Annotated in this window: 21 protein-coding genes (1 of these 21 running past the window's edge); 17 read left to right on the forward strand and 4 right to left on the reverse strand. The window is 41.3% G+C overall.

The window, feature by feature from the left end; all coding sequences use genetic code 11:
- The first annotated feature begins 20 nt into the window (after window positions 1-20).
- Window positions 21-791: a nicotinamide riboside transporter PnuC gene (gene pnuC, locus WMO13_RS09885; protein ID WP_245601183.1), complete on the forward strand. Its 771-nt coding sequence runs from the start codon at window positions 21-23 to the stop codon at window positions 789-791.
- Window positions 792-1,018: 227 nt separating this feature from the next.
- Window positions 1,019-1,297: a hypothetical protein gene (locus WMO13_RS09890; RefSeq protein WP_026879603.1), complete on the forward strand. Its 279-nt coding sequence runs from the start codon at window positions 1,019-1,021 to the stop codon at window positions 1,295-1,297.
- A 145-nt stretch (window positions 1,298-1,442) separates the two neighbouring features.
- Here the strand turns inward: WMO13_RS09890 and WMO13_RS09895 are convergent, their stop codons facing one another.
- A complete protein-coding gene (locus WMO13_RS09895; RefSeq protein ID WP_026879604.1) occupies window positions 1,443-2,222 on the reverse strand; it encodes a rhomboid family intramembrane serine protease in 780 nt (259 codons plus the stop codon).
- A gap of 222 nt (window positions 2,223-2,444) precedes the next feature.
- Here WMO13_RS09895 and WMO13_RS09900 point away from each other — a divergent pair, with 222 nt between their 5' ends.
- Window positions 2,445-3,662 carry an ankyrin repeat domain-containing protein gene (locus WMO13_RS09900; protein ID WP_026879605.1) on the forward strand — a complete coding sequence of 406 codons (1,218 nt, stop codon included), beginning with the start codon at window positions 2,445-2,447 and terminating at the stop codon, window positions 3,660-3,662.
- Window positions 3,663-3,787: 125 nt separating this feature from the next.
- Window positions 3,788-4,825, forward strand: a complete 1,038-nt coding sequence (gene holA / locus WMO13_RS09905; protein ID WP_026879606.1) for a DNA polymerase III subunit delta — start codon at window positions 3,788-3,790, stop codon at window positions 4,823-4,825.
- Window positions 4,826-5,035: 210 nt separating this feature from the next.
- Here the strand turns inward: holA and WMO13_RS09910 are convergent, their stop codons facing one another.
- The 3 genes from WMO13_RS09910 to WMO13_RS09920 all read right to left on the reverse strand — a co-directional run bounded on the left by WMO13_RS09910 (window position 5,036) and on the right by WMO13_RS09920 (window position 9,390).
- Window positions 5,036-6,370 carry a CoA-disulfide reductase gene (locus tag WMO13_RS09910; protein ID WP_026879607.1) on the reverse strand — a complete coding sequence of 445 codons (1,335 nt, stop codon included), beginning with the start codon at window positions 6,368-6,370 and terminating at the stop codon, window positions 5,036-5,038.
- Between the two features lie 159 nt (window positions 6,371-6,529).
- The gene (locus WMO13_RS09915; protein WP_051396339.1) at window positions 6,530-7,972 is read right to left on the reverse strand and encodes a cation:dicarboxylate symporter family transporter; all 1,443 of its coding nucleotides are present in this window, start codon (window positions 7,970-7,972) and stop codon (window positions 6,530-6,532) included.
- Window positions 7,973-8,097: 125 nt separating this feature from the next.
- Window positions 8,098-9,390, reverse strand: coding sequence for a serine dehydratase subunit alpha family protein (locus WMO13_RS09920; RefSeq protein ID WP_034856223.1), 1,293 nt, complete (start codon window positions 9,388-9,390; stop codon window positions 8,098-8,100).
- Between the two features lie 794 nt (window positions 9,391-10,184).
- Between WMO13_RS09920 and scpB the strand changes: the two genes are divergently transcribed.
- From scpB to WMO13_RS09985, 13 genes are all read left to right on the forward strand, one after another.
- Entirely contained in the window at window positions 10,185-10,790 is a 606-nt protein-coding gene (gene scpB, locus WMO13_RS09925) for an SMC-Scp complex subunit ScpB (protein ID WP_051396340.1), read from the forward strand.
- 150 nt (window positions 10,791-10,940) lie between these two features.
- The gene (locus tag WMO13_RS09930) at window positions 10,941-12,278 is read left to right on the forward strand and encodes a lipoprotein-releasing ABC transporter permease subunit (RefSeq protein WP_026879610.1); all 1,338 of its coding nucleotides are present in this window, start codon (window positions 10,941-10,943) and stop codon (window positions 12,276-12,278) included.
- Window positions 12,271-13,005 (forward strand): ABC transporter ATP-binding protein, encoded by a 735-nt coding sequence (locus tag WMO13_RS09935; protein ID WP_051396341.1) that lies wholly within the window; start codon window positions 12,271-12,273, stop codon window positions 13,003-13,005. The genes WMO13_RS09930 and WMO13_RS09935 overlap by 8 nt, the downstream gene beginning before the upstream one ends.
- Window positions 13,006-13,142: 137 nt before the next feature.
- A complete protein-coding gene (locus WMO13_RS09940) occupies window positions 13,143-13,814 on the forward strand; it encodes a DedA family protein (protein ID WP_026879612.1) in 672 nt (223 codons plus the stop codon).
- Window positions 13,815-14,027: 213 nt separating this feature from the next.
- Window positions 14,028-15,284, forward strand: coding sequence for a transcription termination factor Rho (gene rho, locus WMO13_RS09945; protein ID WP_026879613.1), 1,257 nt, complete (start codon window positions 14,028-14,030; stop codon window positions 15,282-15,284).
- A gap of 194 nt (window positions 15,285-15,478) precedes the next feature.
- Entirely contained in the window at window positions 15,479-15,721 is a 243-nt protein-coding gene (locus WMO13_RS09950) for a type B 50S ribosomal protein L31 (RefSeq protein ID WP_026879614.1), read from the forward strand.
- 393 nt (window positions 15,722-16,114) lie between these two features.
- Window positions 16,115-17,146, forward strand: coding sequence for a quinone-dependent dihydroorotate dehydrogenase (locus WMO13_RS09955; RefSeq protein WP_026879615.1), 1,032 nt, complete (start codon window positions 16,115-16,117; stop codon window positions 17,144-17,146).
- A 182-nt stretch (window positions 17,147-17,328) separates the two neighbouring features.
- A complete protein-coding gene (locus WMO13_RS09960) occupies window positions 17,329-18,606 on the forward strand; it encodes a citrate synthase (RefSeq protein WP_026879616.1) in 1,278 nt (425 codons plus the stop codon).
- 113 nt (window positions 18,607-18,719) lie between these two features.
- On the forward strand, window positions 18,720-20,006 hold the full coding sequence (eno, locus tag WMO13_RS09965; RefSeq protein ID WP_026879617.1) for a phosphopyruvate hydratase: 1,287 nt from the start codon (window positions 18,720-18,722) through the stop codon (window positions 20,004-20,006).
- A gap of 183 nt (window positions 20,007-20,189) precedes the next feature.
- A complete protein-coding gene (locus tag WMO13_RS09970; RefSeq protein ID WP_034856226.1) occupies window positions 20,190-20,612 on the forward strand; it encodes an SUF system Fe-S cluster assembly regulator in 423 nt (140 codons plus the stop codon).
- 109 nt (window positions 20,613-20,721) lie between these two features.
- Window positions 20,722-22,179 carry a Fe-S cluster assembly protein SufB gene (gene sufB, locus WMO13_RS09975; protein ID WP_034856228.1) on the forward strand — a complete coding sequence of 486 codons (1,458 nt, stop codon included), beginning with the start codon at window positions 20,722-20,724 and terminating at the stop codon, window positions 22,177-22,179.
- Window positions 22,180-22,254: 75 nt separating this feature from the next.
- Window positions 22,255-23,025 (forward strand): Fe-S cluster assembly ATPase SufC, encoded by a 771-nt coding sequence (gene sufC, locus WMO13_RS09980; protein WP_026879619.1) that lies wholly within the window; start codon window positions 22,255-22,257, stop codon window positions 23,023-23,025.
- A gap of 10 nt (window positions 23,026-23,035) precedes the next feature.
- On the forward strand, window positions 23,036-23,791 hold the 5' portion of the coding sequence (locus WMO13_RS09985) for a SufB/SufD family protein (protein WP_026879620.1). It continues 327 nt past the right edge of the window; only the first 756 of its 1,083 coding nucleotides appear in the window; the start codon lies at window positions 23,036-23,038; the stop codon falls past the right edge of the window.

Here is a 23,791-nt window from a genome sequence, read left to right on the forward strand (position 1 = left end):
TATCCAATGAGGACGTTACAATGACTTACAATACTCAAGAAGCACCGGTTACATTGACCTCTTCCCCGATAAAGATGAGTCCTTTTTCTCGGGCTGTATTGTCGATCGGTCGCCATAAATCTTACCCTTATATCTGTTTTATTTTAGTAATTGCTTCCTATCTCTATACGGAACCTTTTGCCGAATTTGATTTGCGCTATGGGATTTCGTTTTTTGGCGCGATTACCGGGTTAATCTGTGTGATTTTAATGACCCGAAGAAGTCAGATTGCCAATTACTTTGGTCTACTCTCTACATTTGGTGAAAGTATCGGGAATTTCTTAGGGGGGAATATTGGTGCAGGATTACCCCATATCTACAATTTTAGTACCCACGTGTACGGTGTTATTAATTGGCGCAAAAATCACGATGCGGATGATAAAGTGATTACCCGCTCATTAACGCTCAAGCAGTATCTCTATGTGGCGCTCGCCTTTATCCTGATCTTCCTCTTTAATATTGTGATTACCCGAATGTTAGGGGTAGAGAATACCTTTTGGCAATTGATCCTCAATGGCTTTATCTTTGGGCTAGCCATTCCGGCGCAGACGCTCTTAATGATGCGCTATGATTTTAGTTGGTATCTTTGGGTGTTGATGAATATCTTTATGGTGATTCTCAACTTCTTTGGCCCTGAACCGAATCCTGTTATTGGTGCGCAATATAGTGTTTACCTCTTTAATTCCCTCTATGGATTAGTGGAATGGCGCACCTTTGCAAGAAGTTATGAAGCTGAAAATAGCACTGTTTAATTGCTGCTTAATCTGACCTTAGATAGATATTAAATAGATAGTCACTAGAGATTAAGTGGAGAATGAAAAAGATAGATATTCACTGTTATAAGTGCAATAGTGCTATAATCATCAAAGAATATTGAAATAGATAAATAAAAGATCAATAAAATTGAAAATTCGAATTTATCGTTATTTAAACTCAATATAGGTAGTTGTTTGATCCACTTAATGTAGGAGATAAGAAAATGACAAAAACTAAAGGCGATATCGTTAAAGAAAATATCACTCACGCGGCTGAAAAATTAGGCAATGTGGCTGCGAAGCTGACTGATGAAACGATCCTTAAAAGCCATGAAGCGAAAAGAGCATTAGATGATCAGATTGCAACGCTCAAAGAGAAGCGTGATGCGCTAGCGGATAATGCTGATGAAGCGAGAAGTTCTTTGAATGAGCAGATCGAAGCATTAAAGGCAAAAGCGAAAGAGTTATCCCAATTAGCGAATGATAAAATTCAAAAGATGTAATCAATATTATCAATATCATCGATTGCATTGATACAATCATAAAAACCCCGATAGAATTGATCTTGTCGGGGTTTTTTATGGTTATGGGTTGATGATCTTTGAATGATCTTGAACAGGTCTTGAACGGATCTATCTTCCGGATTGATTAAATCGTGCCATTGTAGCTTGGAATTGTTAATCCCCGTTTTTTCCAGTAGAGAATCAGTAGGAAGCCGGCAACTGCACCGCCTAAATGGGCAAAGTGGGCAATCGGATTCCAAGAGAGATTCATTAAACCTAGAATAATCTCTAAAACGATAATGCCGGGGATAAAGTATTTTGCTTTAATCGGGTAAGGAATAAAGATAATCATCAAGCCTGCATTGGGGAAGAACATCCCAAAGGCGATCAATACACCATAGATCGCGCCTGAAGCACCCATCATCGGCCGGAGATATTCACTCACTAAATCCATTAAAATGGGCACACGATTAATAATCTCACTGCCGGTAATATTGCCTAGCGCATCCATTTTGATTGAACCGGTAATTTGCGCCAATATTTCAGGGGAAATGCCGAGTGTTGTGATTACATTCTCTTCGAGGTTGTGAATAGAGAAATAACTCTGCGCATTAAAGAGGATAAAGGAGCCAAATCCCGCCACAAAATAGAGAATTAAGAAGCGTTTCGTTCCTAAAATCCGCTCAATCATTCCCCCAAACATAAAGAGTGCAAGCATATTAAAGAGTAGATGAGAGATACCCGCGTGGATAAAGAGATGGGTAAAAGGTTGCCAGAAATGAAAGAGGGGCGAACCGGGATAATAACTGCCGAGAATATAGCTTAAATCGGTGATCTCAAGATAAGAGAGGAGCAGTGTGAGGATAAACACCCCGACATTAATGAAAATCAATGAACGGGTCGCTATGGGAAGCTCTTTTAGCATAAAAAATCCTTATATACGCTGAAAATAGGATGGCAAATCAAGTCGTTCAGTAGAGACGTAATTTTAGTGTCATTTTATCATAGAATCCCTTTGGGCAATGATTTGGGAATCGCCGATTCTCTGATAGACTAATGAATCGTCTAAGATCGATCTAGCCTAATCGTTAGGCGATACTATTGTTATAATCATTTTCCCCACTTTGTCGCAAAAGGTTCTATATTTATGACACAGATTAAAGATAACGCAACACAACTCCCTTGGATTCGTTATGATCGTAATCCTTATGGTGTACCGTTGTTAGATCTTCGTCCTATTACATTTCAACTTGCGAGTGATGTGGGAGAAGTCGCACTTAAACATTTGGACAGTTATAGTTTAGAGGATGGTGCAACCTTTAGCGGATTATTGCCGGGGGAATCGCCGGAGAATCGTGGCAATGATGATGAGAATAATGGTGGTACTGACAAGAGCGATACGAATAAGGGCGATGGGAATATCGGAAGCATCATCGAAACGGTATCTGTAGAGACAATTCGACGAGTTCCTTGTGAACTCTCTTATGAGACGGTTGAAAAACTCTATCCCGGCTCGCTCTTTGTACCACAAACGCCGGAGGATCGTTGGGCGATCTTCTTCGATGGGCGTTATATCTACTTTGTGCGCAGTTGGTCCCGGCAATTAGTGGCAAGGGCAAAGGTGGAACTTGAACCTCATCAGCTCTTAATTACGGAGATTGAAGGTGCGATTTTAGAGGAGTTTGAAACAGAGAATCAGACCATTGCGCTAGTGAATTTCCTGATGTTAAGTCATGTATTAGGCGAGAGTGCGCCGGTCCCTCTGCTCAATGAACTTGAATCTGATCCTAATCGCGCGGCTGTTTGGGCATTTGCTTTTTGTGGCCATAAAGCCAAAGTCGGTGTCTTTGCCGAAGATGCTATTTTCCCGGCGCAAGGGGGCATTATTCGTTCAACAACCGCTTACCATATTGCCATTGCCAATGATGACAAGGAGAGCGTGAAGCTCATTCTCTCTCGAAATTGGGTTGATCCCAATGTGATCGCACAAGATGGCTTTACCCCGATTCATTGGGCGCTCTATACCGATCATTTTGAGATGATGGAACTTTTAGCCGATAAAGGTGTGGATATCAATGCTTATTCCTTGTCACAAACAACGCCCTTGATGGATGCGGTTGAATTGCGTTCAGAGAAAGGGGTCAATGCGTTATTAACACTCGGCGCTCATCCCCAATTAAAGGATCAACTCGGTTTTACGGCACTGCATCGAGCAAGCGCTATGGGTGAACTCAATATTGCTAAAGCACTTCTGTTAGCGGGGAGCGATCCTTATCACGCCAATAAAGCCGGTATTACCGCCATTGATTTAGCCAAAGAGAAAGGCAATAGTGCAATGCTTGGGTTACTTTCAGAGCAGGCTTAATGTTTTACTGTATTTCGATGATTAATGCAGGTATATCATAGATGAAAGGCAGTGCTATACTAGAGAGCATTTTTAGGTATGATTTTAAGAGTATTATATTTAACAACCTGGTTAGAGGATAAAGGATGCGACTAAGTGCTTATGAAGTGATGCCGGCATTAGCAAAACATGGCAGTAAAGTCTCGGCGCTATTAGCGGCTGGCGATGAGCCTTATTTAGTCTTGAGCTTAATGGATCAAGCACGTGCCTTTTGTCGGGAAGCAGGGTTTACCGAACGGGATCTCTTTGAGATTGATGCCAAATTTGATTGGAACCTTTTTACCGAAGCGACACAATCGCTCTCGCTCTTTTCTGAGAAAAAGATCATTGAGTTACGCTTTAATCATCTTCCTGATCGTAAGGCGCAAACGGCATTAGAGTCCTATTTTTCTCATCCTGAACCGGATCTTTTTCTGTTGATTTCTACACCGCAATTAAAATCAGCACAGCAGAAAACTAAATGGGTAACGGCAATCGATAAGGCCGGAATCGTGGCTTTTCTCTATCCGCCAAGAGTGCATGAATATCCTGGTTGGATCTTTAATGAAGCGAAACGCCGAAATTTGCATCTTGAGCGGGAAGCCGTTGAGCTATTAGCGCAAAATAATGAGGGAAATCTCTTCTCGGTGATTCAAGAGTTAGATTATCTTGCGCTCTATTACGGGGATCAATCAATTTCAGAAGTACATCTCAAGGATGCATTAACGCAGAGTTCGAAATTTATTGCTTTTGATTTAAGTGATGCCATTTTAGAGGGCGATATTGCGCGTATTCATCGAATTATTAGCGCCTTCGAGGAGGAGAATGAGTCGGCTGTATTAGTCAATTCATTACTACAAAAAGAGGTGGCGACGCTTCGGGAGATGCTACTTAATCTGCAAGCAGGACAGAGTATGCAACAAGTGCTCTCAAAAGTTTGGCGTAATAAACAACCGCTCTATCAACGTGCTTTATCACGAATTAGTTTACCGTTGATTAAAAATGTGATGAAGATGATGGTACAGATCGATCAAGCGACTAAAGGACAACTGAAAGAGAATCCTTGGAATGCACTTCGGCGTGTGGCTTTTGCACTGTCAGGGGAACGTCTACTCTCACTAAGCGCTGTTGCCGTTGTTCGCTAGTGATGGTGTCATCGTCCCGTCTAAAATTCTCTAGTCACAGAATATTATAGTAAATCTGATTTAAGATAAATGGTGTAATCACGAGCATTGCTATTATAGAAAACCCTATCTTCCACTATTTATATTGGGTAAATAGATGGATCAGATAGGGTTTTGGTACATCAGAGATTAACCCTATTGAGATATTTATTGAGAATATTTATCGGGATATTACTTGGCAACATTGCCGGCAATATTGAGCACATCCCAAGTGCGGGCAAAAGGTGGCGCGTAGATAAAGTCCATAAAGCCAAGCTCATCTACAGTTAAACCACTATAAATGGCAACCGCTAAGGCATCTACACGATGTACCGCACCGCCTAGATAAGCACCACACATCTGTCCCCCTAAAATAACGCGTGTTTTGGCATCATAGATCAGTTTTACCCAGATATCCGTTTGGGGTTGCACATAATCAGTATGATTTTTATCTTGGATAAAGACAGTTTTGTAATCGAGTCCAAGGGCTTTTGCTTCCTCTTCACCAATACCTGTACGACCTGCTTCTAGATTAAATGCCCGAATACCACTTGATCCTAAAGTGCCTATAAAGGGGCGAGGTCTACCCGCCATGGTATCACCGACTAAACGACCAAGTTTATTAGCCGTTGTGGCAAGTGGAAGATAACGATCGCCGGCAATACGATGTTGTACGGTGGCACAATCACCGGCAGCATAGATATCGGTTTGATTGGTTTGGCATAGATCATCAATGATAATGGCCCCTTGCGGCGTCATGTCGATCACACCTTGGAGAAACTCGGTATTGGGTTTAAACCCTGTGGCTAACACAACTAAATCCGCAGCATAACGACCTTGATTCGTGATAACGTGGCTGACTTTGCCGGTAGCCTCTTTTTCAATTTCGATGACCCGTTCTTCCGTACGAAGATTCACCCCTTTTTGTCGAAGTTCCGCTTCTAGGAGCGGTGTAATTTCGGCATCAAATGTTTTTTCGAGAATACGAGGTGCAAACTCAATAAGCGTGACATTTTTGCCGCGCTCTTGAAATGCTTCTGCCGCTTCAACACCGATAAATCCACCCCCAATAATGACCACATTTTGTGTATGAGGTAAACGTTCAACGAGCGCTTTCGCATCATATCGAGAATGCATTGTATAAACGTGTTCGGCATCTAAACCGGTAATCGGCGGAACACTAGGGGAAGCGCCTGTTGCGATGAGGAGCTTATCAAAAAGAAATTGAAGAGTCTCATCTGTTTGGAGATTGCGAGCCGTTACGCTTTTTTGTTCAGGGTCAACCTTAATAGCTTGATGAAAGCAACGAATATCAATGCCTGTTTTTAGAAAATCTTCTAAGGGGCGCGCAGTCATCTGCTCAATATTGGTAAATTCTCCAGCAACAAAGTAAGGGATACCACAGGAACCAAAGGAGACTACATCGCTCTTTTCAAGTACAGTGATCTTTGCGGATTTGTCCGATTTTTGAATTCTGACAGCCGCAGACATTCCGGCTGCATTTGCCCCTAAAATTAGATAATTCATTTTATTTCACCTCTAGCCATATTTCGGTAACAATTCGCCCCTTGAAAGGGGCGATTCTGATTGAATATTTTTATTTAAGTTTTAACCTATTTCCTTAGTGTACTCTTTTAGAGTCACGTAGAAGATCAATATTATGCTATTCCATTAATCCATATGATATTAATCCATATGATCATCTGTTAAGTTTTCTAAGGTTGCATTGGGATCATTAAAGACTTCCATATTCATCGTACCCACCTCTCTATCTGTCGCCACAGCTGCAGTTAAGGTGCCTGATACGTTTGTTAATGTCCGCGCCATATCGATGATTGGGTCAATCGCTAATACCATACCAATTAGTGGGAAGTACTCTGCCATATTCATCCCTGATAAGACGATTGTTGCCGCAACGGTAGCTGTACCTGGAATACCTGCAATACCGATAGAGCCGATGACCACAACAATAACCATCATGACATAGAACTGTAGATCTGTCTCAATCCCGACCATGTGGGCGACCATGACGGCAATCAGTGCAGGGAAGAAACCAGCACAACCATTCATCCCCATGGTTGTTCCTAAAGAACCCACAAGGTTAGCGGTACCATCATTAACCCCCATACGAGCTGTTAAGGTTGAAATGGTCATCGGTAAAGTTCCGACTGATGAACGGCTAGTGAAGCCCATTAACCATACGCCTAATGATTTTTTCACAAACATCACCGGAGAGACACCATGGATCGCAACGATAATAATATGAACGATGACCATAACAATCATAGCAATATAGACGGCTAAGACGAAACTAGATGCTTCAATAATCGCCGGAATACCATTTGAAACAATTGTATTCGCAAGCAATGCAATCACTGCATAAGGCATGAATTTAATAATGGTCATTGCCACAGACATCACAATTTTATAGAAACCTTGCATGAAGAGTTTAAAAGCACCGATGGCTTCAGGATTCTTTTTCTCCATACGGTTTGCCGCAATTCCAAGTAGGGCTGAGAAAATCACTAAACCCACGATATTCTCAGTATTCATTGCTGAAACGATATTACTTGGAATGAGGCGGATAAAGGTATCTACAAGATTGGTATATTGTTTTGCAGTTGCGGTGGTTGCGATCTCAATATTGGTTTGATTTTCACCAAGACTAAAGATATTCGCGAGAATAATGCCCACGATACAGGCTATTCCCGTAGTGAATAGTAACCAGAAGATCCCTCTAAAAGCAATTTTCGGTAGATTCTCTTTACCTGCAAAGTCGATGATGACTTTTACAATCGATACAAAGATCAGTGGAATAACGAGCATTCGGATAAAGGCGATAAAGGCGCGTCCAAAGAGTCCGTACCAGACGGAAGTTTCCCTCATCCAAACAGATGGGTTATCTGGGAAACCTGCCACAAGTTGAATCACTAAACCAAGCACAGCCCCTAAAATAAGGCCTACAAGCATACGCATTGAGAAGGTCATCTTTCTATTTTGGAGCTGCTTCATAATGTAGAAACAGATTAGAAGAATAAAGATACAGACCAACGTTTGATAGTGTGTAATGGCAAGGAATTTATCAAAGAAGGTCCCTTCAAATATTGGGCCAGAATCGAACACGTTCATAAGTTTACCCCTAAAGAAGTTGAAGAAGTGAAATTAAAAAAAGTGAAGCTTAAGTGGTGAAATTGAAAAGAGCGTCACGTGAAATAACTAAAATCAGTCAGTTAATCAGTGATCTTGTTGTGACACTATTTCTTATTCACCATAATTTGTAGAACTTGTGTATCTACTTGTTGCATACTGCCGCTTGCTAAAGCGCATAAATTATCAATAGAATCATCGACATCATCACTGACGATTCCCTCTTGGCCTGTTACGCCGGTATTGTCTAATGCCATTAATACCGCCTTAAATGCAGAGCCTACAGAGGTGGAAACTTTCATAGCACAGCTATTTGCAGCGCCATCACAGATCATGCCGGCTAGATCCCCCACCATGCTCGAAACTGCTCGGCTAATCGGTTCATATTCACCTTTGCCTAAGAGATAAGCCATACCTGCTGCCGCACCCATTGCTGCTGTGGTAACGGCGCAAAGCGCAGACAGACGGGGTAATTTATCGTGGATATAGACCGCCATTAAGTGCGAGAGCATTAACGCACGAGCCCGATTTTCAGGTGAAGCATCGATAAAATCAGCAACCACTACCACCGGCATTGTTGCTGTAATGCCTTGATTACCAGAACCTGAATTACTCATAGCTGGTAATGTCGCACCTCCCATTCGGGCATCCGCCGCAGCAGTTGAACGAATCAGTACTTTGGTGAGGAGATCATCGGCAAGGAAACCATTTTCCATCTGCCGTTTTAACGTGGCGCCGATATGAAGGCCATAACTATTCTTGAGCCCCTCTTGAGACAGGGCATCGTTCAGTTTTTCGGCTTGTAGAATAAATTGAATCTCTTCAAAGGGTACATTACTCACAAACTCAAAGAGATCATGAGTATTAATCCCGTCAAAGGAGTAAGCGCTACTCTCTTCTTGTCCGACCTCTTCAATCTCTTCAAAGAGAATCTGATCATCTTTTTGAATGAGAATGACATGGGTATGGGAATCAGCAATGGCGACTTTGACGCTATGATCGCCTGAAACAACAGTTGATTCGGCATAGAGGAGTTTCGGTTTTGGTGAGATACTGACGGATACCTTATTCTCTTCTAATAGCTTTTTCCCGGCAGCGACTAACTCTGGTGTTAAGGTCGAAAGTACTTCAAGCCCCGCTTCATGATCGCCCCCGAGAGCCCCAACCGCAGCTGCAATAGGTAAACCTTGCATTCCTGTGCCGGGAACCGTTACGCCCATCCCATTTTTCATTAAGTTAGGAGAGACTTTAGCATCGATATAATCGATCTCACCCTCGAGATGAGAGGCTGCAATAGCAGAGGCTAAAGCGAGTGAAATGGGTTCCGTGCAGCCTAAAGCAGGTAAGACCTCTTTTTTGACCGCTTTGAGCATTTCGATCCATTTTTGATTGTCTCGCATAGCAATCTCCTCAATAATGCGATGGATTTGTATGAAACCTTTTAGGGTATAGTTTCACATTTTTTATCAGATTCATGGGGTTATGTAAGGTTGCTTAATTCCAAATGAGGAAAGCTACTTCACATAATCATTCTTGTAATAAGATATTGAAAATTTATCACGATTATTATCAATAATAAAAACTCATTATATTATTTGTGATGAGGGTCAATTATTGTCTATTTTCTAGAATATAAATATTTTTTATAATTGTTTTGTTTCAATGGGTTATTGTTGTTTATAGTGAGTTTTAGTTTTGAAAAAATAACGATTTCTATTGCAATATTGGTGATGAATCCTTATTACTGAAAAGTATTTGCTTGGGGAATTATTCCGTTAAAATCTATCCTGATGAAAATAGGGATAGATTGACTCAATAATCTTATAAAAATAAATAAAATCAATCATCTATATTATTGAATGTTTCAAAGTTAAGATATTGTGTATGATCTTATTGTAAGTTTATAGGGACTTATTTTAAATAAATGCTCACTGATAATCCTACCGAGCGGTTATTGGCCGGGAGATCTTCTAAAGATGATCCGATAATTTCATTAATTAACGACTAATTAGAGTTTTATTAGTGTCACATTGAGAATTTATGAGAATTGCATAGTGAGAATAGATCGTAATATTTCAGCAATCATTCTGATTTTGGGACTATGTTTTTAGGGGAAAAGGACATAAAATTACAAGCTGAGTGATCAATGAAATGATCAATGGGATCTATAAGAGAGACGAAGAAGAGAGGATACATGCAGGAGATAATAGAGAAGCATGAGGGACAAGAGAGCATTGATGAGAGCTTAAAAGCATTATTAGAAGCGATCTTGATGGCTTCAGAAGTACCGCTATCCCTGCGGGAAATTTTATCCATTTTAGAGAGTGAAGCATACGGTGAGAGTGATATTATTCGCGCGCTCTTTGAGTTAGAGCACCATTATCGTCAAGCAAAAGGGGGGATTGAATTAGTCGAAGTTGCTTCCGGTTGGCGTTTTCAAGTGCCAGAGCGTTTTGCACCTTGGGTCGGCAAGCTCTTTGAAGCAAGGCAACAACGTTATAGTACCGCCTTTTTTGAAACTATTGCCTTGATTGCTTATCAACAGCCTGTGACCCGCGGTGATATTGAAGCTGTTCGTGGCGTCGCGGTCAATAGTAATATTATTAAAACCTTAGAAGATCGGGAATGGATTAAGGTGGTAGGGCGCAAAGAGACGCCGGGACGGCCGATTCTTTATGGAACGACAGAGCAGTTTTTAGATGACTTTAATCTCAAATCTCTCAAAGAATTACCGCCCTTACCAGAATTAGAAACCCTCTTCAAAGAGCTTGCCGGTGAGGAAGAGGATCTTGTGATTTAATCCTCTATATTTGATCTTCTATAATGTCTCTATAAGTTATACTCAAGGAACATTGCTTGATCAGTTTTACCCATCGTTAGGGAATATCTTCTGACAGCATTGTTTTTTGCTTTATAATAACCCCTTAATTTACCTATAAAATGAGTGATTATGTTTAGACCTTTACCGCTTTTTATCGGCTTACGTTATACCGCCGCTAAACGCAAAAATAATTTTATCTCGTTTATCTCTTTTGTCTCAATCGGAGGGATTGCGCTAGGCGTAATGACGATGATTGTGGTGTTATCGGTGATGAATGGTTTCCAAAAAGAGGTGGCTGAACGCAGTATTGCGATGGCTTTTCATAATCAAATTCTCAATGATCGCACAGGTCATATTGCTGAATGGGAAGCATTGATTCCGATAGCAAAAGCAGAGGATAACGTGATTGGGGGTGCGCCTTTTATTGAAGGGCAGGGCTTGATTAATGCCTCAGGATTGATGTTGCCCGTTCAAGTCTATGGTGTTGATCCACAATATGAGGCAGAAGTATCGCCGATTGCAAACACGATTACCATTCAAGATGATAATGGACAGCTGACAGAAGGGACTTTTGATATTCTCTCAACACAACCCTTTGGAGTGATGATTAGCCAAGATATGGCCAATCGCTTAGGGGTGCGTATCGGCGATTATATTTCCCTGATTACCTCGGATATCAATGTCACTGTAGCCGGCGCAACCCCGCGGATGAAGCGCTTGAAAGTGGTGGCGCTCTTTAGAGCCGGCGTGTATGAATATGATATTAGTAATATCTTTGTGAATCTTAAAGATGCAGGGATTCTCTACCGTTTACCGAAAGAGAGTGTGACCGGTGTTCGCTTAAAATTAGCCGAGCCGATGAAAGCGAGAGAAACCGCCTTTTATCTACAAACTAAATTACAAGATCGCGCCCAAATGCAATTGCAACATCAAGGGGGGAATGAGGGTAATAATGCTGAAGAATCTTACTCTGTCTATACGTGGGTGAACCAATTTGCGGCGCTCTTTAAGATGATTGAGATTGAAAAGATCTCGATGTTCCTTATTATGAGTATGATTGTCGCGGTTGCTGTATTTAATGTGGTATCAATGCTCGTAATGGTGGTAACCGAGAAACGTTCAGAGATTGCGATTTTGCGAACTTTAGGTCTACCCCCTCGGAAAATTATGGCGATCTTTATGGTACAAGGCACCTTTATTGGGTTCTTTGGTGCGGTCATTGGGATTATTTTAGGGTTACTTATCGCCCTTAATGTGGCGGATATTGTCCATTGGATTGAGCATTTAGTGGGTAAAACACTCTTTGAACCTAGTATTTATCCCATTTCAGAAATCCCGTCGATAGTTCTCTTCTCAGATGTGGCAACGATTGCTGGTATTGCTTTCTTATTAGCAAGCTTAGCCACACTCTATCCTGCTTGGAAAGCATCAAGAACGCAACCCGCGGAGGCGTTACGCTATGAGTAAATTATTATCCTCGCCACTTTCAGTGGCATCATCTGCTTCAAATGAGATCGTGCTTGATGTAGAGAAGATCTCAAAAGTCTTTATTGATCAGAAAGAGGAGATTGCGATCTTTAAAGATTTGAGTTTTCAAATTCATAAAGGGGATCGTATTGCGATTGTCGGCGCTTCGGGTGCGGGTAAGAGTACTTTGATGCACGTGATCTCAGGGCTTGATAAACCTACAAGCGGTGAAATCTATCTTAACGGACACCATTTTAACCGGGAATCTGAAGCGAAGCGGGGCTATCTGCGTAATGAGTATTTGGGTTTTATCTACCAATTTCACCATCTATTGCCGGAGTTTACGGCGCTTGATAATGTGGCATTGCCCCTAGTGATTGGTGGCGGTCATATTCAGGCGGCAAGAGCGGAAGCTGAAGTGTTATTAGGACGAGTAGGGCTTTCTCACCGTTTAAGTCATCGCCCGGGTAAACTCTCCGGTGGTGAGCGGCAACGGGTTGCCATTGCGCGGGCTTTAGTGACTAAGCCGGCGGCAGTACTTGCAGATGAACCGACGGGGAATTTAGATGAAGATAATGCCCATGCGATTTTTGATCTGATGTGTGAAATTAATGATGAGGTAGGAACGGCCTTGATTGTTGTTACGCACGATCTATCGCTTGCACGAAAAATGGATCAGTGTTGGCAATTAAAGGATCTACAGCTTAATCCCATTACGGGTTTTTAAGGCAATTGGATATCTATTCACCAATGTTGATATGGCTAGATTGATATAGCGAGATTGATATTGTTTGAACGATATGGCACGTTATTATTCATGATTTATGATGAATCCTTTATTGGATAATTGATTAAGGAAAAAAGATGGAGTGGATCACACAGTTTATAGATATTTTTCTGCATATTGATCGCTATCTTGAAGTGATTGTTGCGGAATATGGGTATTGGATCTACGCTATCTTAATCTTAGTGGTATTCTGCGAAACGGGGCTCGTTGTCACGCCATTTTTACCAGGAGATTCGTTACTTTTTGCGGCCGGGGCACTTGCGGCGATTGGTGCTATGAACATTTGGATATTATGGGGAACGTTACTGATTGCGGCGATTCTCGGTGATGCGGTTAATTATCAAATCGGCAAACACCTGGGGGTTAAGCCTTTTAAACCTGATGCAAAGATTTTTAAGCTCAAATATCTTGAAAAAACGGAAGCCTTTTATGAACGGCATGGGGGTAAAACGATTATTTTGGCGCGTTTTATCCCGATAGTGAGAACCTTTGCCCCCTTTGTTGCGGGTGCAAGTCAGATGTGTTATCGTCGATTTGGCTTTTATAATGTGACGGGAGCCTTGCTTTGGACAACGAGTATGTTAGGCGCAGGTTTCTTCTTCGGCACTATGCCGGTTGTGAAAGAGAATTTCTCATTAGTGGTGATTGGTATTGTGATCATCTCGGCACTGCCTATTGGAATTGAAATTTTAAAGGCAATGTGGGCGCGTTCAAGAAATAAAGTTGCACGAAAAGATAATAAAGCATAAACTTTCCGCTAATATAGATTTTCTATACAGATTTTTTATACAATTTTCTTTTCGCCCTTTTTGAGTTATGTGCAAGTTTAAAATTAAAAGACTTGTTGAGAAAAGGCTGTTCGGGCATCTGTATCGCCCTCTTATCACCCATTATTGATCTATCAGATTCTAACGTCGTTTAGAACCCTTTTTATATATTTAATAAATATCTACCATCAATCTATGAATCTAACAGAATTAAAACAGAAAACCGCGCAAGAGCTCGTTGATATTGCTGAAGCTATGGATATCCAAGGGTTAATGCGTGCTAAAAAGCATGAATTAATTTTCGCTATTTTACAAGCACAAGCTGAGAAAGGGGGCGAGGTCATCGGTGATGGCGTGCTTGAAGTCCTCAATGATGGCTATGGTTTTCTACGGGGCGTAGATAGCTCTTTCTTAGCAGGTCCTGATGATGTGTATATCAGCCCCTCACAAATCCGCCGTTTTAATCTTCGTACCGGCGATACTGTTTCCGGTGTCATTCGTGCGCCGAAAGATAATGAAAAATATTTTGCGCTCGTGAAGGTCAATGAGATCAACTATGAGCCGGTAAGTCAAAATCGCCGGAAAATTGCGTTTGAAAATTTAACACCGATCCATCCGGATCAACCACTCAAAATGGAACTTGGGAATGGTTCTAGTGAAGATATTACCGCAAGAATGATCGATATCGTTGCACCGATTGGTAAGGGGCAACGAAGCATGATTGTGGCGCCGCCGAAAGCGGGTAAAACCATTATGATGCAAAATATCGCCCAATCAATTGCGATTAATCATCCTGAAGCCTATCTGATGGTTCTTTTGATTGATGAGCGTCCTGAAGAAGTCACAGAGATGCAACGTCTTGTTAAAGGGGATGTGGTCGCTTCAACCTTTGATGAGCCGGCACTTCGGCATGTTCAAGTAGCCGAAATGGTGATTGAAAAAGCGCGCCGCTTGGTGGAACATGGTCGCGATGTGGTGATCCTACTTGATTCGATGACCCGTCTAGCAAGAGCTTACAATACAGTTGTACCTTCTTCAGGAAAAGTATTATCAGGAGGGGTAGATGCGAATGCGCTTCACCGGCCTAAGCGTTTCTTTGGTGCCGCGCGAAATATTGAAAATGGCGGAAGCCTAACGATTATTGCTACGGCGATGATTGATACAGGTTCGAAGATGGATGAAGTGATCTTTGAAGAATTTAAAGGAACGGGTAACTCGGAGATTCAACTTGATCGCCGTATTGCTGAGAAACGGATCTTCCCGGCGATTAATGTCAATCGTTCAGGAACCCGTCGTGAAGAGCTCTTGATGAATCCTGAAGAGCTACAAAAAATGTGGATTTTACGCAAATTAATTCATCCGATGGATGAGATTGAAGCGGCTGAATTTGTGCTTGATCGAATGAAAGAGACAAAGACAAATGCTGAATTCTTCCAAATGATGAAAGGCTAAGATATCCCGCTCAAAAAGGGTAGACAGTTGCCTGATATTGAGCTGACAAAATCTTAAAAATTTGCAAAGAGTGGGGGATTGCAGTAAAATTCCCCTCTTGATTATTTTTTAAATACATTAAGCTGAAGGTTGACGAATCTTTCCGGCGTATTTAAAGAGTAGCTTCATAACATTAATTAATGGATAAACTAACTATGTCAAAAGAAAATCAAATTAACTATCGCCCTGTTGTGTTCCAAGATGCATCAAGCGATTTTGCAATTTTAACGCGTTCAACAATCAAAACTAAAGATACAATCAAATGGGAAGATGGTAACGAGTACCCATTAGTGCGTATGGAAGTGACTTCTGCATCACACCCATTCTTCACAGGTCAACAAAATATTCTTGACGCTGAAGGTCGTGTTGATCGCTTCCGTAAAAAATACGGTCGTTAATAGGAATTGTATTCCTCATGACTGGCAGATTGTTAATAAACAACGCAGTACTATTTTAGAGTTAGAAAGGCATCTCTTAGAGATGCTTTTTTTTCGTATCCCAAAAGTCTCAATATCCTAAAGTAACCTTGCGAATTATAGTAAATGGATTTAAGAAAAATGGTTTTTAAACAGCTATTGTGGGGTTTTAAAAGAACATAAAACCTGACTCACCAACACTTGCAAGATGCCGGATAGAACAGTTTTCTTGCCTCTATCAGCTGATGCGCCGGCATCTAAATAAGCTTATTTTGAACTGATATTACTATACAACGATTTTGACTGTTATGAGCTTTAATAAGAATAAGCAAAACGGTCATCTATTTATGTGCATAAAATAGGGAGATCATCATTATGCTTAAATCGATCATTCAACAAATGCTCTTTAAAATTGATCCTGAGAAATCACATCATCTCTCATTTTGGGGCATTCGTGCTTTGACAGCGATTCCCTTTCTAACACAGTTAGTGCTTGGCAAACAGACGGCCTCTCATGATCCGCGTTTGGCAAAGACGATTTGGGGGCTATATTTTCGTCATCCTGTAGGGCTTGCTGCCGGATTTGATAAAGATGCGAAGCTTTATGGTGCGCTAGGGAAACTTGGCTTCTCTTTTATAGAAATTGGCACGATTACACCGAAAGGACAACCAGGTAACCCCCGTAAGAGACTTTTTCGATTAGTGGAAGATCAAGCGATTATTAATCGAATGGGGTTTAATAATGATGGCGTCGATGCCGCGAAACTTCGGCTCTTAAAACGGGATCATCAGTTGATTATTGGGGGTAATATCGGGAAGAATAAAACGACCCCGAATGAAGAGGCGGTCAATGATTATCTGATCTGTTTTGAAACGCTTTTTGATGTGGTGGATTATTTTGTGGTAAATGTGAGTTCGCCCAATACCCCTGATTTGCGCGCTCTACAAGAGAAAGAGCCGTTATTGCATCTACTAAAAACCTTGCAGAATAAAAATCAAAGTTATGATCAGCCCAAACCGATTCTCTTAAAAATCGCGCCGGATCTCTCAGAAGATCAGCTTTGGGAAATCGTTGAGATTGTGTTAGAGGCTAAAATTGCCGGCATTATTGCAACCAATACGACGATTGATAGAGAAGGGTTGCAGTCAGCGGGTAGAGCGGAAACGGGTGGTTTAAGCGGGGCACCTTTAACTGCTCGCTCATTAGAAGTGATTCGGTTTTTAGCGAAAGAGAGTCAAGGCGCATTCCCTATTATTGGGGTAGGGGGCATTATGTCGGCACAAGATGCCTTAGATAAGCTTGATGCCGGCGCTTCACTCGTGCAACTTTATACTGGTTTTATCTACGAAGGTCCTGCTTTAATTGAGGAAATAAACCAAGCTTTACTAGACCGATTAGAAAATTGAATAGCCCACTCAGCAGTTTATCTATTTTAAATTCCTACTATATGTACTACTATGGATGGAATATATGATTTATCTCAAGTTTGAGTTTTTTTATAAAAGTATGCTAGCACTCACTATTTTTCGAAGTAGAAGTTGTTTTCTATGCAGAAGGATAGGGACTGACTAGTCGGAGGATTATTAGTATGAGCAAAAAAGATACAGTGACCTTTATTAACAATAGAACCGGGGTAGAAGCAGATTTCCCTATTCTTGATTCTGTGTATGGCAATTCTGTGATCGATATCGCCAAACTCAATAAAGAGATGTCGATGTTCAGTTATGACCCAGGCTATGTTTCAACAGCAAGTTGTGAAAGTGCCATTACTTATCTCGACGGTGAGAAAGGGGAGCTCCTCTATCGTGGTTATCCAATTGAGCAATTAGCAGCGAAGAAAGATTATCTTGATGTTGCTTACTTACTTTGGAATGGTGAGTTACCAGATGCATCTCAATCGAAAGAGTTCAAAGAGATCATCATGACCCATTCATTGATGCATGAGAACATGAAACGCTTCTTACAAGGTTTCCGCTATGATTCTCATCCTATGGCGATGTTGGTAGGTTCAGTGGCCTCAATGGCGGGATTCTATCATGATAAGATGAATATCTTTGATCCTGAGCACCGCATGATTATTGCACATCGCTTGATCTCAAAAATGCCAACGATTGCTGCAGCTTGCTATAAACATGGAAAAGGTCAACCGATTCGTTATCCTCGCAATGACCTCTCTTATGCCGGTAACTTCTTGCAAATGATGTTCTCAACACCTTGCTCTGATTATGAGATTGATCCTGTTGCAGAGAAAGCAATCGATATGCTCTTTACACTTCATGCTGACCATGAGCAAAATGCATCAACTTCAACTGTACGTCTTGCAGGCTCTTCAGGTGCGGATCCATTTACGGCAATTGCTTCAGGGATCGCTTCACTTTGGGGGCCATCACATGGCGGTGCAAATGAAGCTGTATTGGTAATGCTTGAAGAGATCGGCTCAGTGAGCAATATCGATAAATATGTGGCAAAAGCGAAAGATAAAGATGATCCATTCCGTTTAATGGGCTTTGGGCATCGTGTTTATAAAAACTTCGATCCACGTGCACGTATCATCAAAGGTATTGCTGATCAAGTATTGGCAAAATATGGTAATGATCCATTGATGGAAATTGCAGTTCGTTTAGAAGAAATTGCATTGAAAGATGAATATTTTGTTGAACGTAAACTCTATCCAAATGTGGATTTCTACTCAGGTATTATCTACAAAGCATTAGGTATTCCTGTAGAGATGTTTACCCCAATGTTCGCAATTGCACGGACAAGTGGCTGGATTAGCCATTGGGCAGAGATGATTGCAGATCCTAATATGAAGATTGGCCGTCCACGTCAACGTTATATTGGTCCTAAAATTCGTGATGTAAAATAAGTTTTGGTGAGTCCAATTTGATATTTCATCAAGAACAATAAATAATAGGGGGTGTAGCGACTTTGTAGCTATGCCCTCTGATTTTTTCAATAATAACTATTTGGAGATATTATATGTCAGCAATTAACTCGATTATCGCAAGAGAAATCTTAGATTCACGTGGCAATCCAACAGTTTGGGTTAAAGTAACTTTAGATTCAGGCATTTCGGGTGAGGCGGCAGTTCCAAGCGGTGCATCAACCGGTGCTAAAGAGGCTGTAGAGCTTCGAGATGGCGATAAAAAACGTTACGGCGGTAAAGGTGTGTTGCAAGCTTGTAGTAATGTCAATGGTCCTATTTTTGAAGCATTAAAGGGCATTGAAGTCTCAGATCAGAAAAAAATCGATGAGATCTTAATCAAGTTAGATGGCACCGATAATAAGTCTAAATTAGGCGCAAATGCGCTATTAGGGGTATCACTTGCTTGTGCACATGCGGCGGCAAATGAGAAAGGTTTACCGCTTTATGCGTATCTTGCAGATCGCGCGAAATATACGCTTCCTGTACCGATGATGAATATCGTCAATGGTGGTGCGCATGCGGATAACTCAGTGGATGTGCAAGAGTTTATGATTTTACCTGTAGGTGCTCCAACGTTTGCTGAAGCGATTCGTTATGGTTCTGAAATTTTCCATGAGTTACGTAAAGTATTAACGGAAAAAGGTCTTTCTACAGGCGTGGGTGATGAAGGTGGTTTTGCACCAAACTTAGGTTCTAATGAAGAAGCATTAGAAGTGATCATGACAGCGATTAAACGTGCAGGTTATGAGCCAGGCAAAGATGTCTTCTTAGGTTTAGATATCGCAGCTTCTGAATTTTATAAAGATGGTAAATATGTACTAGCCTCTGAAAACAAAGCCTTTACCTCTGAAGAATTTGCGGCATTCTTAGAAGATTGGGTAAACCGTTATCCTATTATCACGATTGAAGATGGTATGGATGAAGAAGATTGGAAAGGTTGGGATATCCTTACTAAACGTATCGGCGATCGCGTGCAAATCGTTGGGGATGACCTTTTCGTGACAAACACCAAGATTCTTGAGCGTGGTATCAAAGAAGGGGTTGCGAACTCGATTCTTATTAAACCAAATCAGATCGGAACATTGACTGAAACAATCGATGCGATCAATATGGCAAATGATGCGAACTACACGGCGGTTGTTTCACATCGTTCTGGTGAAACGGAAGATACAACCATTGCGGATATCGCAGCGGCAACAGTAGCAACGCAGATCAAGACAGGTTCCCTCTGTCGTTCGGATCGGGTTGCAAAATATAACCGCTTAATCTGTATTGAAGCTGAGCTTGGCGATAAAGCGGAATATGCAGGTCAAAAGGCATTTAAAGCGGTGAAGTTTTAAGTGATGGTTATGATGATGGATTAAAGCGGTAAGTGATCGTTGAGGGTTTCTGTTTTGATCTAGGAACTTTAGATGTGAACTCTACATTTAAGCTTTAATTAAACGTCATTAGTAAAACAAATTTGAATTAGGACTAATATAGTACTATATTGGTCCTATATTTATTTTTAGAGAGTCTATACATTGAGAATTACTCGAGAAACAGATTATGCCCTGTTAGTGTTGACGAAATTAGCAGTTCGTGAAGAAAAGCTAAGCGCTTCGGCTTTAGCTGAAATATGTGAGCTCAATGTTTCGCTAGTGAGTAAGGTTTTAAAATTACTGGTTAAAGCAGAGCTTTTGACATCTACTCGCGGAATCTACGGTGGCTATCAACTACAACGTGATCCCAAAGAGATCACTTTATTGGAAGTCATTGAAGCCATTGAAGGTCCGGTGGCGGTGAATGCGTGTAATGACATGGAAAATCCTTGTGATAAAGCGATTGTCTGCACATTAGCGCCGCATTGGAGAGTGATTAATCATAAGCTTTACGAGAGTTTCTCGGAAGTGACTTTAAAATCGCTGCTCGGATCAGCACAAGATTTAAGGAAGCTAGTGGAGTAAGTAACGAAATCACTTTTTAGGCACTTATTGTATATAACAATATATAGATAGGGTAGAAGATAAGAATAGATCCTTGATAAATCTAATTGATGGATGACTATAACAAATTATGACAGCAGAAATTACAGAAAAAGATAGAATTGAAGCGATCACCAGTGAAGAGTATAAATATGGCTTTACTACTGATATTGAACAGACAACGCTTCCCCCTGGCTTAGATGAAGATGTGATTCGTCATATCTCTAAGATTAAAGAAGAGCCTGAGTGGTTATTAGAATATCGTTTAACCGCTTACCGTGCTTGGCTTGAGATGGAAGCGCCGGATTGGGCGCATTTACAGATCGACCCGATCGATTATCAAGCGATCTCTTACTATTCAGCACCTAAATCAATGGCTGATGGCCCTAAGAGTTTAGATGAGGTAGATCCTGAATTACTCTACACTTATGAGCGTTTAGGTATTCCGCTTTCAGAACAAAAAATCCTCGCCGGTGTGGCAGTGGATGCGGTTTTTGACTCGGTTTCTGTGGCAACCTCTTATAAGGGTCGTTTGTTAGAGCAAGGCATTATCTTCTGCTCTTTTAGTGAGGCGGTTCAAGAGTATCCTGAATTAGTAAAAGAGCATCTCGGCACCGTTGTACCGCATGATGATAACTACTTTGCTGCACTGAATGCGGCAGTATTTACCGATGGCTCTTTTGTCTATATTCCTAAAGGCACTCGTTGCCCGATGGAGCTTTCCACCTATTTCCGAATTAATGCTTCTAACACAGGTCAGTTTGAAAGAACGTTAATCGTGGCAGATGAGGGGAGTTATGTCTCTTATCTTGAAGGATGTACCGCACCGCAGCGGGATGAAAATCAGCTTCATGCTGCAGTTGTAGAGTTAGTAGCGAAAGAGAAGGCAACAATTAAATATTCAACTGTTCAAAACTGGTATCCTGGAGATGAAAATGGTGCCGGTGGTATCTATAACTTTGTCACAAAACGTGGCATTTGCGAAGGTTTTCAATCTAAAATCACGTGGACACAAGTGGAAACAGGATCGGCAATTACGTGGAAATATCCAAGCTGTATCCTGAAAGGTGATGAATCTGTTGGCGAATTCTACTCTGTTGCGCTTGTCAAAGATCGTCAGCAAGCGGATACCGGTACAAAGATGATTCATTTAGGTAAAAATACTCGCTCGACGATTATCTCAAAAGGAATTTCAGCCGGTTACTCAGAGAACTCTTACCGCGGATTAGTCAGAATTAGTCCCAATGCAACGGGCTCTTACAATTACTCGCAGTGTGATTCGCTCTTAATGGGGGATAAATGCGGTGCACATACTTTTCCCTATATCGATGTCCGCAATTCAAGTTCAAAAGTAGAGCATGAAGCCTCTACTTCAAAGATTTCAGAAGAGCAGCTCTTCTATTGTCAACAACGCGGCTTGTCAGAAGAAGATGCGATTAACCTTATTGTAAATGGTTACTGTAAAGAGATCTTTGATGAATTGCCGATGGAATTTGCCGTAGAAGCGCAACGCTTGATTGAGCTACGACTAGAAGGTAGCGTGGGTTAATCTTTGATTTTTGACCCGTTGATCCTATATCAGCGTTATAACAGAATTTATAAAATTTAATTGAGAGTAGAAAATATGTTAAGTATTCAAAATTTACATGTAGAAGTTGATGGTACCGAGATTCTTAAAGGTGTGACCTTAGAGATCGAAGCAGGGAAAGTACATGCCATCATGGGCCCTAATGGTTCAGGGAAAAGTACACTTGCAAATGTGATCGTGGGGAAAGAGGGTTATGAAATCACTGAAGGTGATATCCTTTTTGAGGGGCGTTCAATTTTAGAGATGGATCCTGATGAACGGGCACAATTAGGGATTTTCTTAGGATTCCAATATCCTGCGGAATTACCAGGCGTGAATAATCACTATTTCTTACGCAGCGCGCTCAATGCTATTCGCCGTTCAAGAGGAGAAGAGGAAATTGATGCACTTGAATTCTATGAGATACTTCAAGAGAAGATGAAAACTGTAAAAATGGATTCGTCATTCCTTAAGCGTGCTGTGAATGCTGGCTTCTCTGGTGGTGAGAAGAAACGTAATGAAATTCTACAAATGTTAGTGCTTCAACCTAAATTTGCAGTGTTAGATGAAACCGATTCAGGGCTTGATATTGATGCACTTCGCGTGATTTCCGAAGGGATTAATTCTCTGAGAGATGCCAGTCGTGGTTTCTTATTGATTACTCATTACCAACGTCTACTTGACTATGTTCAACCAGATTTTGTTCACGTGATGACGGATGGTCGAATTGTGAAAAGTGGTGGCAAAGAGTTAGCGCTTGAGCTTGAGAAAGAAGGATATGTGGCTTTCCGTGGTGAAGATGCGGGCGGTTCTCGAGTTCATAAATAAGGAGATTATCATGCTAACAAAATATCAAGATAATGCGCATCGTGAGCGCTTTAAAGATACGCCACTGCGTAAGCTCTTCTCAACAGCATGGCAAGCACCTGTATCAAAGGAAGCATCGGCGCCGATTAATGAAACATTACCGGAAGGTGCTATTATTCTACCCATTTATAATGGTGAAGTTGCTTCTCGTTGGATTCATGAGCTCTCATTGCCGGAGACGCTTTTAGTACGGGCAACAAATAATCTATTAGAGATCCGTTTGATGAATGGTGCCGTGGTTGATCGTCCGATCGTGATTTATCATGTAACGGATGGGCAAAATGCAGCGGTACAAGTGGATCTCAGTATTGTTGTTACCGCTGAAGAGGGCACTCAAGCTTCATTTCTATTAGTAGAAGCGGGGGATGGAGAGTATCTTAACTTAGGAACAATGAGTGTTTCACTAGCCGAAACAGCGAATATTGAGTTTGTCCATGCGGGGCTTAATAGCAAAGCAGGCTCAAGCCTTTTTGATTTTGTGGCAACACAAGCATCAGAGAGCCAGTTGCACTATATGAGCTATCAATCTCAAGGAGCGATTACCCGTTCTGATATTGTTTTCGAGGTAGAGGGGGAAGGGGCTTATAGTGAACTCAATGTACTCAATATTGCCGAAGGTCGTGAGCATATCTCGCATGTGGTCAATTTAGATCATAAAGTACCTAATTGCAGCAGTAATCAACAGGTCAAAAATATCTTAAAAGATCGTGCAGAAGCGCTATTTGAT

The organism is Ignatzschineria larvae DSM 13226, from assembly GCF_038500265.1.
In the GTDB taxonomy this organism is placed as follows: domain Bacteria; phylum Pseudomonadota; class Gammaproteobacteria; order Cardiobacteriales; family Wohlfahrtiimonadaceae; genus Ignatzschineria; species Ignatzschineria larvae.